The following is a 14,849-nucleotide window of genomic DNA, read 5'->3' as shown; positions in this document are numbered from 1 at the left end:
TAAATTTTATATTGTAATGCGAGCAGTAATTCAACGTGTCAATGAAGCTAGTGTCACTATAAATGGTGCAGTGAAATCCGCAATAGATAAAGGGGTGCTCATTTTGTTAGGGATTGAGGAGGAAGATGGTAAAGATGATATAGAATGGCTTTCCAGAAAAATATCGAACCTTAGAATTTATAATGATGAGAATGGTGTAATGAATCGATCGCTAATTGATGAAGGAGGGGATGCCATTGTGGTTAGTCAGTTTACTTTGCATGCATCAACAAAAAAAGGCAACAGGCCCTCCTATATTAAAGCAGCTAAGCCTAATGTTGCAATTCCAGTTTATGAAGCTTTTGTGACTCATCTTGAAAAGGATTTGAATAAAAAAGTTGGAACAGGTGAATTTGGAGCCGATATGAAAGTGGCTCTTATTAATGACGGACCGGTAACCATAATCATAGACACCAAGAATAAAGAGTAAGGTTCAAGGCTGTAGGAATTTCTTCTTTTTTAGATAATTTTGGTTATATTTAACACGATTTTAAGATAAATCTGTTAAGTATGTTTAGGAAAATTCTTCCTTTTTGTTTTTTTATATTCGTAGGTCTTACCGCTTTATGGGCGCAACAAAGTAAGTATTATCAGGCCAGTACAATTCCGTTATCGCTTAAAAAAGAAGCCAATGCGGTCATTCGATTTTCTGAGATGAAAATAGAACTCGAATCCCAGAATTTAATGAATGTTAAAGGTAAAAGAATTGTTGCCGTTTTAAATAAATTAGGTAACAATGATTTAGGAGTGTATTTATATTATGATGATAATGTTAAAATCAAAAATATAAAAGCAGTCATTTTTGACGCATTCGGAAATGAAATTAAAACAATAAAACAAAAGCATTTTAAAGACGTAAGCGCAGTAAGTGGAGGTACCTTATATTCAGATTCCAGAGTGTTATATTTAGAATATACTCCAGTGTCATTTCCTTTTACTGTTGCCTACGAATATGAATACGAAACATCCAATACGGCTTTTATTCCAACATGGAGTCCTTTGGAAGGCTTTAGAGTAAGTACTGAATTAAGTACCATAGCAATTACGGACCCGACAGGTTTAGGATTAAGGGCAAAGGAGAAAAACTTTCCTGACTTTCCTGGAATTGAAAATCAATCTACTGAAGAAACAATTACGTATACAGCAAAAAACTTGCAAGCTGTCGAATATGAAGAATTTAGCCCGTCATTGAGGTCTTATAAACCTCAAGTGTTATTCGCAATATCTAAACTTCATTTGGAGGGAGTAGATGGAGAAGTTCACAATTGGGCAGATATGGGAAAATGGCAATATGATAATTTGCTTGTCGGAACGGATGAATTGCCGGAAGATACAGTCAATAAAATGAAGGCTCTAACGGCAGACCTGAAGGACCCGCTTGAGAAAGCCAAGGTTGTCTATCAGTATATGCAGGAGAATACAAGGTATATAAGTGTTCAAGTGGGTATTGGAGGGTGGAGGCCAATAAAGGCAGAAATAGTTGATAAGGTTAAATATGGAGACTGTAAAGGATTAACAAATTACACAAGAGCTCTTTTAAAGGCGGTAGGAGTAAAGTCTTATTATGCCGTTGTTTATGCCGGATCTGATAAGAGAGGGATGGAAGAAAATTTTGCTTCCATGCAGGGAAATCACGTCATACTCAATATTCCTTCGGACAATGGAGATGTCTGGCTTGAATGCACTAGTCAGATACATCCTTTTGGATTTTTAGGTGATTTTACAGATAACCGAGACGTTCTGGTGGTAACTGATGAAGGTGGGGTTATCAAGCGAACACATGCCTATAAGGACGATAGCAACCATCAACAGATATATGCGGAATATAAATTAGATGAAACAGGGAGTATTAGTGGTGAAGTTTTAATTAAAACTAGTGGAATACAATACGATCAGCATTTTGTTATTAACGATTATTCGAAGGACGAAATTGAAGAACATTACAAAAGTTATTGGAGTAATATCAATAATTTAAACATTGAAAGTTTTAATCTTGAAAATGAAAAAAGCAATATCAAGTTCATCGAAAAAATTCAAATATCCGCTACGAAATATGCCTCCTTGGCAGGTGAAAGGATGATTTTTGCACCAAATGCTTTCAATAAACTAAGTAATATTCCAAACAGGTATAGAAACAGAAAAATGCCGCTGGAGATTGATAGAGGATTTTTTGATGAGGATGAATTTAGTGTTCATTTACCAGAGGGATATGAAATAGAGGCAATGGCCGAAAGTAAATCAATAGAAAATGAATTTGGAATCTATAAGGTAGATCTTATAAAGAATGGCGATAATTCTATTAAATTAAAACGTAGTTTGATCATTCATGAAGGTAAGTATTCGAAAGAAAAGTATGCTGCATTTCGTGAATTTTTAATGAATATAAATAAACACGATAATGCCAAAATTGTTTTAATCAAAAGTTAACCGCTACCAAATAAATCATTATGAAATTTAAAATTACAATTGTTTTAATCTTAACCTCATTCTATTTTTCAACAGCACAGGATTTTGATTTTGGAAAAGTTTCCAAAGAGGAAATTCTGGAAAAAGTTCATCCTGGAGATTCTTCAGCTCCAGCAGCTATTTTATTTAAAAAAGGACGTTTAACCATGGAGTATGATAATGGATGGTATTATAATTTAGAAGTAGAGGCCAGAGTTAAAATATACACAAAAGAGGGGTATAGTTATGCTACAATGGCTGTGCCATTATATGCAGGTAAAAACCGTTCAAATGATGAAGAGATGAGAAGCCTGAAGGCAATTACATACAATTTGGAAAATGGCAAAGTAACGGATGAAAAAATGAAGAAAAGTGGTGAGTTTTTAGAAGAAGTTAATGATTATTGGAATCAAAAAAAGTTTACCCTGCCTAATGTTAAGGAAGGTTCGGTGATAGAATATAAATATCGAATTCGCTCTCCGTATATTCATAGTTTGCCTGAATGGAAGTTTCAGTATGATATACCTGTTAATCATATAGTGTATAAGACTGAAATTCCCGAATATTTAGGGTATAAAGAATTTAATAAAGGATATTTTGCTATTAAACGTAACACAACAGCTTTTAAGAAAACGATGAGCATGAGGTATCAGTATAGTGAGCCAGGGAAAGTGACAACGAGTGCGCATAAAACTCAAACATCTAATTTAGAGGTTTTGTGTAACATTACTGAATATGAGGGAACTTCAGTGCCAAAGTTAAAAGATGAGAATTACGTAAATAACATAGATAATTACAGAAGTGCTGTAAAACATGAGCTGGCTTATACCAAAATGCCTAGTTCACCAATTGAGTACTTTAACCAAACCTGGGAGCACGTTACAAAAACGATATATGAATCATCAAACTTTGGCGGACAGTTGGTGAAATCAGGTTATTTTGAAAATGATATTCAAGACTTGGTTAAGGAAGTTCAAAACCCTATGGAAAAGGTAGCATTAATTTACAACTATGTTAAACAAATAATGAATTGGAATCAATACACCGGCGTGTATTGTAGCGATGGAGTTAAAAAGGCATATAGTACAAAAACTGGTAATGTGGCGGAGATTAATTTAATGCTTACTGCAATGTTGCGTTCCCAGGGTGTCAATGCGAATCCGGTCTTGGTAAGTACACGAAATCATGGAGTTCCTTTTTTTCCAACGAAAGATGGATTCAACTATGTCATTTGTGCCATTGAAATAGATAACTCTTTAATTTTGTTAGACGGTACAAGTAAGTATAGTGGGCCAAATATACTCCCTGAAAAGACCTTGAATTGGTTTGGAAGATTGGTAAGAGAAAATGGTAGTTCAGCAGAGGTGAATCTCATGCCTTCGAGCCCTTCTAAATCCTTAGTGAATATGATGGTTGATTTAAATGAGGATGGTACTTTGAAAGGAAAATATAGAAGACAACTTACCAAACATAGAGCCTTGACTTATCGTCAAGTCTATTCTATTATGGCAGAAGACGAATATGTAGAAAACATTGAAAATGCTTTTGAAGGTATTGTTGTCGAAAACCATGAAGTGAAAAACATGGAAGATCTTTCTAAACCAATCGTTGAAAGTATTGATTTTAAAAAGGAAGGTTCTGCAGATGTAATAGGTGATAAAATATACTTCTCTCCACTGTTTTTCTTTACCCGTAAGGAAAACCCGTTCAAACTGGAAAAAAGAGAATTTCCAATTGATTTTTCGTACCCAAAATCAAATCGGTATATGGTAAATATAAATATCCCGGAGGGGTATAAAATTGAATCTTATCCCGAACCAATGATTTTAAAGTTGCCAGAGGATTTGGGAATGTTTAAATTCGTTACGAAAATATCTCAGAATGTAATTCAATTAAGTATTAGTACCGATATTAATAGTGCAATAATTAGTTCGGTATATTATGATACAATTAAGGAGTTTTATAAGCAATTAGTTGCAAAGCAAACGGAAAAAATAGTGTTGACTAAAGTATAATCATGAATATTAAGGATTCTCAATTAGCCGTAGATCAGTGGATAAAAAAACACGGAGTTCGTTATTTTAACGAATTGACAAATATGGCACAACTAACTGAAGAGGTGGGCGAAGTAGCAAGAATAATTGCTAGACGATATGGAGAGCAAAGTGAAAAAGAGAGCGATAAGGAAAAGGATTTAGGAGAGGAACTGGCCGATGTGGTTTTTGTGGTGCTGTGTTTGGCAAACCAAACCGGGATTGATCTTCAAGAGGCCTTTGATAAAAAAATGGATCATAAAAGCAGACGCGATCACGATCGACACCATAGTAACGAAAAGCTTAAATAATGTTATTTAAAGATTCCCGCAATTGCGGGAATCTTTTTTAAATTTACACCTTATTTAATAAATAGTTTTAAAGTGAATTTACACCTTCATTCTTCGGTAACCAAGCTAATAGAAAATATAGAGATAACGGGGTCTAAAAGCGAAAGTAACAGGGCATTACTATTACAGGCTTTATATCCGGCATTGCACATAGAAAATATATCTAATTCAGATGATTCTGAAGTAATGCAAAAGGGATTGAAAATTTTAAATGGGGAGGTAGATATTCACCATGCAGGAACAGCTATGCGCTTTTTAACTACATTTTTTGCTACCCAAGAAGGTAGAGAGGTGGTGCTTACAGGTTCTCAACGTATGAAAGAACGTCCAATTAAAATTTTAGTGGATGCCTTAAAACAATTAAATGCTTCTATCGAGTATACTGACAATGATGGTTATCCACCATTAAAAATAGTGGGAAAAAACCTTTCAGCTAATAAAGTAACCATGGCGGCCAATGTGAGCAGTCAATATATATCTTCGATATTGCTTTCAGCGCCGTTTCTTCAAAACGGTATTATTTTGGAGCTTGAAGGTAAGATAACCTCTGTGCCTTATATAAATATGACCTTAGGATTACTGAGTCAAATTGGAGTGACCTCTACTTTTGAAGGAAATGTAATCAAGGTTGAACCTATTGCTGATATAGAAAAAGCCAAGACAATTGTTGTTGAGTCTGATTGGAGTTCAGCCTCGTATTTCTATAGTATAATCGCTTTGTGTGATGTAGGATCAACCATTAAACTTTCCAGTTACAAAAAAGACAGTCTTCAGGGAGATTCGGTTTTAGCAGAGATTTATAAAGATTTTGGAGTGGCTACTACCTTTGAAGATAATACAATTAGTATAACCAAAGAGAGAGCGGTAGCCAGGGATACTTCCATTCAAATAGACTTAAGTAATGCCCCGGATATAGCACAAACAATAGCTGTGACTTCTTTTGGATTAGGGATCGCATGCGATTTAAGTGGATTGCATACCCTTAAAATTAAGGAAACAGATAGACTGGAAGCTTTAAAAGCGGAGCTTGGTAAGTTAGGCGCAGAAATTGAAGTTACGGATAAGGAGTTGCATCTTAAGCCTTCTGATTATATCAATCCTGATATAGCTATTGATACCTATAACGATCATAGAATGGCTATGGCATTTGCACCATTGGCATTAAAAACTTCTATCATTATAAACGATGCAGAAGTGGTGTCTAAATCATACCCGGATTTCTGGAATGATATGAAGAAATTACATTTTAATTTAAAGGAATTATAAGCCTAAATTAGAATTAATTGCCTATTTCCTTGACAACCCCTGTTTTAGGATTGTATATTTGCAGGCTTAAAAAATACTTTTTTAGATGAAATTATCTCATTTTAACTTTGATCTTCCGAAAGATTTGTTGGCTGAGTATCCATCAGAATCGAGAGATGAAGCTCGCTTAATGGTGGTGCACCGAGAAACAGGAGAAATTGAACATAAACTTTTCAAAGACCTTATCGACTATTTCGACGAAGGGGATGTTATGGTGCTTAATAATACCAAAGTATTTCCTGCTCGTTTGTTTGGTAATAAAGAGAAAACAGGTGCGCGTATCGAAGTGTTTTTGTTAAGAGAACTGAATGCAGATCAGCGTTTATGGGATGTTTTGGTTGACCCGGCAAGGAAAATCAGAATCGGAAATAAATTATATTTTGGTGAAGATGAAAGCCTTGTTGCAGAAGTGATTGATAATACTACATCAAGAGGTAGAACCCTTCGTTTTTTATATGATGGTTCTTATGATGAGTTTAGACAAAAGCTTAGTGAATTAGGGGAAACTCCATTGCCAAAATATATCAAAAGAGATGTTGAGCCAGAGGATGAAGAGCGTTATCAGACGATTTATGCAAAGCATGAAGGAGCAGTAGCTGCACCAACGGCTGGACTACACTTTTCAAAGCACTTGCTGAAACGTTTAGAGATTAAAGGAATTGATTTTGCGGAAGTAACCTTACATGTTGGCCTGGGAACTTTCAACCCTGTTGAGGTTGAAGATCTTTCTAAGCATAAAATGGACAGTGAAGAGCTTTATATCGATGATAAATCTGTTGATACTGTTAACAGTGCAAAAGCTAAAAAACATAAAGTATGTGCCGTTGGGACAACCGTAATGCGAGGTCTGGAAAGCTCAGTTTCTTCGGAAAGAACTTTGAATACATTTCAAGGTTGGACTAACAAGTTTATATTCCCTCCTTATGAGTTTAGCATTGCGGATTGTATGATCACAAACTTTCATACACCGAAATCAACATTGTTAATGATGGTTTCAGCATTCGCAGGGCACGACCTTATGATGAAGGCCTATAAAGAAGCGGTAAAAGAAAAATATAAATTTTATTCATACGGAGACGCAATGCTGATTTTGTAATCCCTCAGGATAATTGAAAATATCGTAGGGTCCTGCTGAAAAGCAGGACCCTATTTTATATATAAAAGGAGGTATTTTAATAATTCGTATTTTATTAGATATCTTCACTATTTTTGCAATATGATGGAAGTAACTAAAAAAGATATAAGAGCACTTACCAAAGAAGAACTAAGAGCGTTTTTTGTTTCCAACGGAGATAAGGCTTTTAGAGGAAATCAGGTATACGAGTGGTTGTGGAATAAGGCAGCTCATTCTTTTGAAGATATGACCAGTATTTCCATAGAAACTCGTAAAATGCTGAATGATAACTTCGTAATTAATCATGTGAAAGTAGATCATATGCAGCGAAGTAATGATGGTACCATTAAAAATGCTGTAAAGCTTTATGATGGATTGATCGTAGAATCGGTTCTTATTCCTGCAGCAACTCGTACCACCGCATGTGTTTCAAGTCAGGTAGGTTGTAGTTTGGATTGTAAATTCTGCGCCACAGCAAGGCTTAAACGTATGCGAAATTTAAATCCTGATGAAATATATGATCAAGTCGTAGCTATAGATAATCAGAGTCGTTTGTATTATAACAGGCCTTTGTCAAATATAGTATTCATGGGAATGGGAGAACCACTTATGAATTATAAGAATGTTATTAAGGCTATAGATAAAATCACATCCCCGGAGGGGTTAGGAATGTCACCCCGAAGAATTACGGTTTCAACCTCAGGTGTCCCCAAAATGATCAAAAAACTTGCTGATGATGAGGTTAAATTCAAATTAGCTGTTTCGTTGCATGCAGCCTTAGATGATGTTCGAACCTCTATAATGCCATTCAATGAAAAGTTTCCGCTGGATGATCTAAGGGAGGCCTTGGAATACTGGTATGCGAAAACAAAAAGTAGAATCACATATGAATACGTGATTTGGAAAGGTATTAATGATTTACGTAAGGATGCAGAAGCTTTAGTCCGTTTCTGTAGGTTTGCACCATCTAAAGTTAATTTGATCGAGTATAATCCTATTGGAGATGATCAATTTAAGCAGGCTGGTAATGATGCAATAAGTATGTATCAGGATCTGCTTGAGCGAAACGGAATAACTGTTACCGTTCGAAGATCTAGAGGTAAAGATATAGATGCTGCATGTGGGCAATTAGCGAATAAATCTTAATGAAGTTGTTCCTAATTATTCAAGCGAATTTTTTGCTAATATTTTTTTAGTAAATACTATCTTTGAAACCGCGAATGAAGATAGTAGAGCAAATTAAATCACCAATAAGAGAGGAAATGGAACTTTTCGAGAAAAAGTTCTACGATTCTATGTCCTCAAAAGTAGCCCTCCTAAACCGTATTACCCATTATATAGTTAATCGAAAAGGGAAACAAATGCGTCCAATGTTTGTTTTTCTGGTTTCCAAATTAGTTTCAGGTGGTAAGGTCAATGAACGAACCTATAGAGGTGCATCTGTTATTGAATTGATTCACACAGCTACTTTGGTACATGACGATGTTGTTGATGATGCAAATCTTAGAAGAGGTTTCTTTTCAATCAATGCTCTTTGGAAAAATAAGATTGCAGTATTGGTTGGGGACTACTTATTGTCAAAGGGGTTGTTACTTTCTATAGATAACAATGATTTTGATCTGCTCAAAATTATTTCCGTGGCCGTTCGTGAAATGAGCGAAGGTGAGTTACTTCAAATAGAGAAAGCGCGTCGACTGGATATCACAGAAGAGGTTTACTACCAAATTATTCGCCAAAAAACAGCAACGCTTATCGCAGCGTGTTGTAGTCTGGGAGCCTGCTCTGTAAAACCAGATTCTGATGACGTTGAGCGTATGCGTAAGTTTGGTGAGCTTATTGGAATGGCATTTCAGATAAAAGATGATTTGTTTGATTATACCGACGGGCCAATAGGTAAACCTACTGGCATTGATATTAAAGAGCAAAAAATGACGCTCCCCCTGATATTTGCCTTGAATAATTGTACTAAGAAGGAAAAGGACTGGTTAATTAATTCGGTAAAAAATCATAATAAGAATAAGAAAAGAGTAAAAGAGGTCATTAGCTTTGTTAAGAGTAATGGTGGACTTGAATATGCTGAAAAAAAGATGATTGAATTTAAAGAAGAAGCATTGTCTTTGTTGGAGCAATATGAAGAATCAAACTATAAAGAATCTCTTAAGCTAATGGTAAATTACGTTATAGAGCGTAAAAAATAATTTCTTTCCCCCAATTTTAAATCCTCAACCTACACTTTGGTTTTGTTTTTGAAAAAAAATAGTTGTCAGGCAACCTTTTTAATTTTAGATGCGTCTATGTAAATAGAAACACCAATGAAACAGATCTTGAAGGTCATACAGCTTCATACCAACGAAAATAAACTTATAAAACGAAGTATAAGAGGAGATAGGGAAGCGCAACATAAACTATATGTGCGTTATGCACCGAAGATGCTATCCGTTTGTCGCTTTTATATAAAAGATATTCATTTCGCTGAAGACACCATGATCCAAGCGTTTTGTAAAGTTTTTACAAATCTTGAATCATATAGGAATGAAGGAAGTTTTGAAGGCTGGATTCGTAAGATTATGGTCCGAGAGTGCCTGTCATTTTTAAGAAGTAAGAATAGGGTGTTGTTTCTTGAAAACGAAAGTATTTATTCAGACAGTGAATGTGTTCAGGATAATTATCAGCAATTAATTGATGCTGAAGATATTCAACTAATGATAGATGCATTGCCAGATGGATATAAAATGGTTTTTCTCCTTTTCGCTGTCGAAGGATACTCGCATAAAGAAATAGCTGAAAAACTGGCTATCAAAGAGAGTACTTCAAAATCTCAGTTATTTAAGGCAAGGAAAATGTTACAGGAAAGAATTAATGAATTTAAAAATCAAGAATATGAAACGCAATCATCTTGATGAACATATAAAAAAGTCGCTGGAAGAGCGATCCATTGAACCTAGTGAAAGAGCATTGAGCAGGTTGAATGAAATGTTAGACGCAGAACAAACAGTAGTTCCATCAAAGAAGAGAGCTTACTATTGGGTAGCTGCATTATTAGTAGTGGCACTTTTAAGTAGTGTGTTTTTGTTTAAACCTACAACAGAAGAAGGTGCTATAGAAGTTGTTGATGTTACTGAAGATGTACCTGCAGGAACAGATTCGGCAAATGAAAAGATGAAAGAGGTTCCCGTTAAAGAAAGTGAATTTGTGGTCGTTGACACTAAGGATGGCAAATCACCAATTGAGCGTAAAAATCAAAAATTAAAATCTAATCCAAGAGTTCCAAACAAAATAATTGACACCTCCAAAGAACTAGTTGTAGCTGTTGAATATGAACAATCTGAAGAGGATAAAAAAGTAGATGAGGTGGTTTCAAAAATTCTAGCAAAGAGTGAAAATAATGAAGTTACCGATGCAGAACTTGAAGCTTTGTTAATGCAGGCTCAGAAAGATATACGCAAAAATCATATAATAAAACATACAGATAGCCTAAGCGCAATGGCACTTCTACTTGAAGCCGAGACTGAATTAGATCAATCTTTTAAGGAGAAAGTCTTCGATGCCTTAAAAGAAAGTTTCGTGAAAGTAAAAACAGCTGTCGCTGAGCGAAATCAGTAGTTCATTCATCAATCAAAATTTTATAAATCATGAGTAGGATTATAGTTTATATCGCGATAGCGATACTAGTGAGTAGTGTTCAGAAATTATCAGGACAAGTTAAATCTGATAGTACAAAAACAGAATACATAACAAAAAAAATTGAACTGCTTGAGTTTCAAAAGGAGCAAATAGTAAAAGCAGAAAAGGAAAAGTTGAAATTAGAAGTACAGCGTATTTCTGATTTGGAAAGTAAAGGGAAGATATCTAAGGAGCTAGCGCAAAAGGAAAAAGAAGCAGCAGCTAAAACCGCAGCCTTGAATATAAAAAACAAAACTGCTATTATAGATAATAAAATTGCCTTGCTAAAAAGAGGGGAGGAGCCAACTGCTGATGTGATTAAGGAAAAAGAAGATGAGGACTACTCGGTAGTATTTAGTGTTGGAGATGATATTGATGGATATTATCAGGGATGGCTCAATATTAAGTGTAAAGAGGGGTGTGAAAGAGTTTACGATAGACGTACCTATTCTGATTTAATAGTGGCTTTTGGATTAAATCATTCATTAATCGATGGTATTTCGTTTAATGATAGTCCAAACAAAGTAGGAGGGAGTAAGTTTTTTGAATTAGGGTGGCAATGGAAAACTCGAGTGTTTAAAAATAGCAACGCGGTTCGTTTTAGTTATGGAATCTCATATCAATCTAACGGTATTAAAGCGGATGATAATCAGTACTTTGTTAAAAATGGAGATTTAACGGAATTAGAAAACTTTGATGGCGATGTAAGAAAGGCAAAATTAAGAATGGATAATCTCGTTGTGCCATTGTATTTAGAGTTTGGTCCCTCGAAGCGTATAGATCGTGAAGATTATTTTAGATATTCAACCCGTCACAAGTTTGTATTTGGTATTGGAGGATATGCAGGATTGAATTTGAGTACCCGACAAAAACTTAAATTCACTACAGATGGTGATAAATCAAAAGAGAAAATAAAGGATAATTACAATACTGAAAACTTTATATACGGTATAGCGGGGTACATTGGTGTGGGTGATATTTCTTTATACGCGAAATACGATTTGAACTCCATGTTTAAAGATCCGAATACAGATCAGCATAATATTTCACTTGGATTACGTTTAGAACTTTAGTCCTTCAGCATTATTCATTACTTTTGATTCCCGTTTTTTTAAGCGGGAATTATTATTTTTATGCAAAACAGTCAGGGATTTGATTTCTAAAGAAACCATAGATAAAGTATTTGAAACTGCTCGATTAGAGGAGGTAATAGGTGATTTTGTTCAATTGAAAAAATCGGGTGCTAATTTTAAAGGATTAAGCCCGTTCACCGATGAACGAACGCCAAGTTTTATGGTCTCTCCTGTAAAACAAATTTGGAAGGACTTTAGTAGTGGAAAAGGGGGGAATGTTGTTTCCTTTTTAATGGAGCATGAACATTTCACCTATCCGGAGGCCGTTAAATATCTTGCTAAAAAGTACAATATTGAGGTAGAAGAGACTGAACTTTCCAGTGAGGATAAGGAGCAGGCTAATGAGCGTGAAAGTATGTATTTGGTTTCTGAATTTGCACAAAAGTATTTTGCAGAAACTTTATGGGAGTCAGAATTGGGAAAAGCTATTGGCCTGACTTATTTTAAGGAAAGGGGATTTAGAAGCGATACCATTAAAAAGTTCCAGTTGGGGTACTCACTGGATGAATGGGAAGCTTTTACCAAAGAAGCCCTGGACAATGGTTATAAAATTGATTATCTCGAAAAAACGGGTCTTACAATAGTCAAAGGAGATAAGAAGTTTGATCGATTTAAGGGCAGGGTGATGTTTCCTATTCATTCGATGAGTGGAAGAGTGCTAGGATTTGGAGGTAGAATACTAACCAATGATAAAAAGGCCGCTAAGTACTTGAATTCTCCTGAGAGTGATATCTATCATAAGAGTAAGGTTCTTTATGGGTTATATCAAGCGAAACAGGCAATAGCCAAAGAAGATAATTGCTATTTGGTAGAAGGGTATACAGATGTTATTCAATTTAATCAAACGGGGATTGAAAATGTAGTATCCTCTAGTGGAACTGCATTGACCCCCGAGCAAATAAGGTTAATTAATAGATTAACTAAAAATATAACCGTTCTTTTTGATGGTGATGCTGCGGGATTAAGAGCTTCTTTAAGAGGTATTGATCTTATTTTAGAGCAGGGGATGAATGTAAAGGTCTGTACCTTCCCGGAGGGTGAAGACCCAGACAGCTTTGCTCGTAAAAATGCTTTGGAGGACCTAAGCTTATACCTTCAGGAAAATGCTCAGGATTTTATTCAATTCAAAGCTTCTATACTTGTAAAAGACGCAAAAGGAGATCCTGTTAAAAAGGCTGATACCATTCGAGACATTGTGAATAGTATCGCAAAAATCCCGGATAGAATTCAGCGAGAAGTGTATATACAGGAATGTTCACGTATTATGGATATTTCTGAAGATGTACTATTTAATACTTTGGCGCAAATTGGAAAGCATGAGTTGCGGGAAGCGGGAAAACAGCATAGGCAAAAGCAGAAACAAAAAGCTTTTGATGTTGTAAGGAACGATGAAGATAAGAATGTAAAGAAAGTTGATTTTCAACAGGAACTAGAAAGGCAAATCATTCAGTTGTTACTGTTGTATGGGACGAAGACAGAAGAGTTTGAGGATTTGTTGCTAAAAGAGAATGAGAAGGGAGAGTTAGTTTTAGAACCTGAGGTACATAGTGTAAAGGTATTTGAGAAAATATATGTCGATCTTCAGCAAGATGAAGTTGAACTTACAAATCCTATATTCAAGGTTATTTTTGAAGAATTGGTTGTTCATTTAAGTCAGGGAGAAGAAGATTTTAGTGTTGATTCTTTTATTAGTCACGCGGAGCCTCAAGTCGCTTCGGAAATCACCTCGATTTTAATGGAGGACGAAAAGTATATGTTGCACAATTGGGAGCGTAAAGATATTCTGGTGAAGGGTAAAACAGCTTCATTATCTCAGTTGGTGACAGAGACAATTCTTAACCTACGGTGCCATTTGATTGAAAAGAGGGTAGAGCAACTCCAGGATGCCACAAAACAAAAAATTGATGGTAACAATCATGATGTTTTAGAGGAAATCATGAGCTACCATCAATTAAGAATGTTACTGTCAAGAAAACTCAACAGGGTATTGTAATTAGATTAGTAGAGTTCTAATGCTTTAGCTTGTTGTAGTAAATCAACTAAGTTGTCAACATTAAGTTTACGCATTAAGCGAGCTTTATAGGTACTTACCGTCTTTTCATTAAGCCCCAGTTCTTGTGCGACAAATTTATTTCGCTTTCCTGCAGCTAGAAGTTTAAGTACTTCAATTTCTCGGGTAGAAAGCTTTCTGAAAAACCTTCTTGGTTTGTTGGTGCTCTCGTCAAAAGCCAGTCTTTGCGCAAGTTCGTTGGTGATGAACATACCGTTATTAGAAACTTTTGAAATAGCCTCATAAAGCAAATCTGTATCAGCATCTTTTGATAAGTATCCATAGGCACCTGCCTTAATAGTGCTCAAAGCATATACATCTTCTGGTTGAGAGCTAAACATTAAGGTTTTTGTGTTCGGATACTCCTGTTTGATTTTTCTGAGGGCTGTTATACCATTTACTTCTGGTATATCCATCTCCATCAGAACAATATCTGCTTGCTTTTTAGACAAGAATTCAAAAAGCTCGCTGGTCGAGCTAACATTGCCGACGATTTTAACGTCTTTATGTTCGCCCAAAACAGCCTCAATACCTTTTTGAATGATAGGATGGTTGTCAGCCACTAAAACTTTAATCATAATAATTTTGTTTAAGGGTTAGATTTTAGCAACCGTACATAATAGGTCAAGCGTAAAGATGTAGAAAACACTTTAGCTATTGTCGGCTTGGGGGTATAATATGTAAAGATAGTTAATAAAATTCTCACTGCAAAATTTA

13 protein-coding genes are annotated in these 14,849 nt (G+C 35.3%); 12 read left to right on the top strand and 1 reads right to left on the bottom strand.

Annotated elements, in window-relative coordinates; all coding sequences use genetic code 11:
• The first annotated feature begins 16 nt into the window (after nt 1-16).
• The 12 genes from dtd (at nt 17) to dnaG (ending at nt 14,075) form a co-directional block, all read left to right on the top strand.
• Nucleotides 17-469, top strand: coding sequence for a D-aminoacyl-tRNA deacylase (gene dtd, locus P278_RS10580; RefSeq protein WP_038266386.1), 453 nt, complete (start codon nt 17-19; stop codon nt 467-469).
• Between the two features lie 80 nt (nt 470-549).
• Complete coding sequence (locus P278_RS10575) at nt 550-2,466, top strand: DUF3857 domain-containing protein (RefSeq protein WP_038266383.1); 1,917 nt, start codon at nt 550-552, stop codon at nt 2,464-2,466.
• Nucleotides 2,467-2,486: 20 nt separating this feature from the next.
• Nucleotides 2,487-4,499 carry a DUF3857 domain-containing protein gene (locus P278_RS10570; protein WP_038266381.1) on the top strand — a complete coding sequence of 671 codons (2,013 nt, stop codon included), beginning with the start codon at nt 2,487-2,489 and terminating at the stop codon, nt 4,497-4,499.
• A 2-nt stretch (nt 4,500-4,501) separates the two neighbouring features.
• Entirely contained in the window at nt 4,502-4,828 is a 327-nt protein-coding gene (locus P278_RS10565; protein ID WP_038266378.1) for a nucleotide pyrophosphohydrolase, read from the top strand.
• A gap of 72 nt (nt 4,829-4,900) precedes the next feature.
• The gene (locus tag P278_RS10560) at nt 4,901-6,133 is read left to right on the top strand and encodes a 3-phosphoshikimate 1-carboxyvinyltransferase (RefSeq protein ID WP_038266375.1); all 1,233 of its coding nucleotides are present in this window, start codon (nt 4,901-4,903) and stop codon (nt 6,131-6,133) included.
• Between the two features lie 85 nt (nt 6,134-6,218).
• A complete protein-coding gene (gene queA, locus P278_RS10555; RefSeq protein WP_038266373.1) occupies nt 6,219-7,268 on the top strand; it encodes a tRNA preQ1(34) S-adenosylmethionine ribosyltransferase-isomerase QueA in 1,050 nt (349 codons plus the stop codon).
• Nucleotides 7,269-7,391: 123 nt separating this feature from the next.
• Nucleotides 7,392-8,432 carry a 23S rRNA (adenine(2503)-C(2))-methyltransferase RlmN gene (gene rlmN / locus P278_RS10550; protein ID WP_038266570.1) on the top strand — a complete coding sequence of 347 codons (1,041 nt, stop codon included), beginning with the start codon at nt 7,392-7,394 and terminating at the stop codon, nt 8,430-8,432.
• A 74-nt stretch (nt 8,433-8,506) separates the two neighbouring features.
• Entirely contained in the window at nt 8,507-9,484 is a 978-nt protein-coding gene (locus P278_RS10545) for a polyprenyl synthetase family protein (RefSeq protein WP_038266370.1), read from the top strand.
• A 114-nt stretch (nt 9,485-9,598) separates the two neighbouring features.
• Nucleotides 9,599-10,186 carry an RNA polymerase sigma factor gene (locus tag P278_RS10540; RefSeq protein WP_394331293.1) on the top strand — a complete coding sequence of 196 codons (588 nt, stop codon included), beginning with the start codon at nt 9,599-9,601 and terminating at the stop codon, nt 10,184-10,186.
• On the top strand, nt 10,167-10,889 hold the full coding sequence (locus P278_RS10535) for a hypothetical protein (RefSeq protein WP_152973929.1): 723 nt from the start codon (nt 10,167-10,169) through the stop codon (nt 10,887-10,889). The genes P278_RS10540 and P278_RS10535 overlap by 20 nt, the downstream gene beginning before the upstream one ends.
• Before the next feature lie 29 nt (nt 10,890-10,918).
• Nucleotides 10,919-12,022: a porin family protein gene (locus P278_RS10530; RefSeq protein ID WP_038266366.1), complete on the top strand. Its 1,104-nt coding sequence runs from the start codon at nt 10,919-10,921 to the stop codon at nt 12,020-12,022.
• Between the two features lie 79 nt (nt 12,023-12,101).
• Nucleotides 12,102-14,075, top strand: a complete 1,974-nt coding sequence (gene dnaG / locus P278_RS10525; protein ID WP_038266364.1) for a DNA primase — start codon at nt 12,102-12,104, stop codon at nt 14,073-14,075.
• A gap of 5 nt (nt 14,076-14,080) precedes the next feature.
• Here dnaG and P278_RS10520 read toward each other — a convergent pair whose 3' ends face one another.
• Nucleotides 14,081-14,710, bottom strand: coding sequence for a response regulator (locus P278_RS10520; RefSeq protein WP_038266361.1), 630 nt, complete (start codon nt 14,708-14,710; stop codon nt 14,081-14,083).
• Between the last annotated feature and the right edge of the window lie 139 nt (nt 14,711-14,849).

Source organism: Zhouia amylolytica AD3 (assembly GCF_000511935.2).
Lineage (GTDB): Bacteria > Bacteroidota > Bacteroidia > Flavobacteriales > Flavobacteriaceae > Zhouia > Zhouia amylolytica.
The sequence above is the reverse complement of the archived record's forward strand: the minus strand, read 5'-3'. Positions and strand labels throughout refer to the sequence as shown.

Coding starts and splice junctions, on each gene's coding strand:
- dtd (WP_038266386.1), top strand. CDS start 17: ATGCGAGCAGTAATTCAACGTGTCAATGAAGCTAGTGTCACTATAAAT.
- P278_RS10575 (WP_038266383.1), top strand. CDS start 550: ATGTTTAGGAAAATTCTTCCTTTTTGTTTTTTTATATTCGTAGGTCTT.
- P278_RS10570 (WP_038266381.1), top strand. CDS start 2,487: ATGAAATTTAAAATTACAATTGTTTTAATCTTAACCTCATTCTATTTT.
- P278_RS10565 (WP_038266378.1), top strand. CDS start 4,502: ATGAATATTAAGGATTCTCAATTAGCCGTAGATCAGTGGATAAAAAAA.
- queA (WP_038266373.1), top strand. CDS start 6,219: ATGAAATTATCTCATTTTAACTTTGATCTTCCGAAAGATTTGTTGGCT.
- rlmN (WP_038266570.1), top strand. CDS start 7,392: ATGGAAGTAACTAAAAAAGATATAAGAGCACTTACCAAAGAAGAACTA.
- P278_RS10545 (WP_038266370.1), top strand. CDS start 8,507: ATGAAGATAGTAGAGCAAATTAAATCACCAATAAGAGAGGAAATGGAA.
- P278_RS10540 (WP_394331293.1), top strand. CDS start 9,599: ATGAAACAGATCTTGAAGGTCATACAGCTTCATACCAACGAAAATAAA.
- P278_RS10535 (WP_152973929.1), top strand. CDS start 10,167: ATGAAACGCAATCATCTTGATGAACATATAAAAAAGTCGCTGGAAGAG.
- P278_RS10530 (WP_038266366.1), top strand. CDS start 10,919: ATGAGTAGGATTATAGTTTATATCGCGATAGCGATACTAGTGAGTAGT.
- P278_RS10520 (WP_038266361.1), bottom strand. CDS start 14,710: ATGATTAAAGTTTTAGTGGCTGACAACCATCCTATCATTCAAAAAGGT.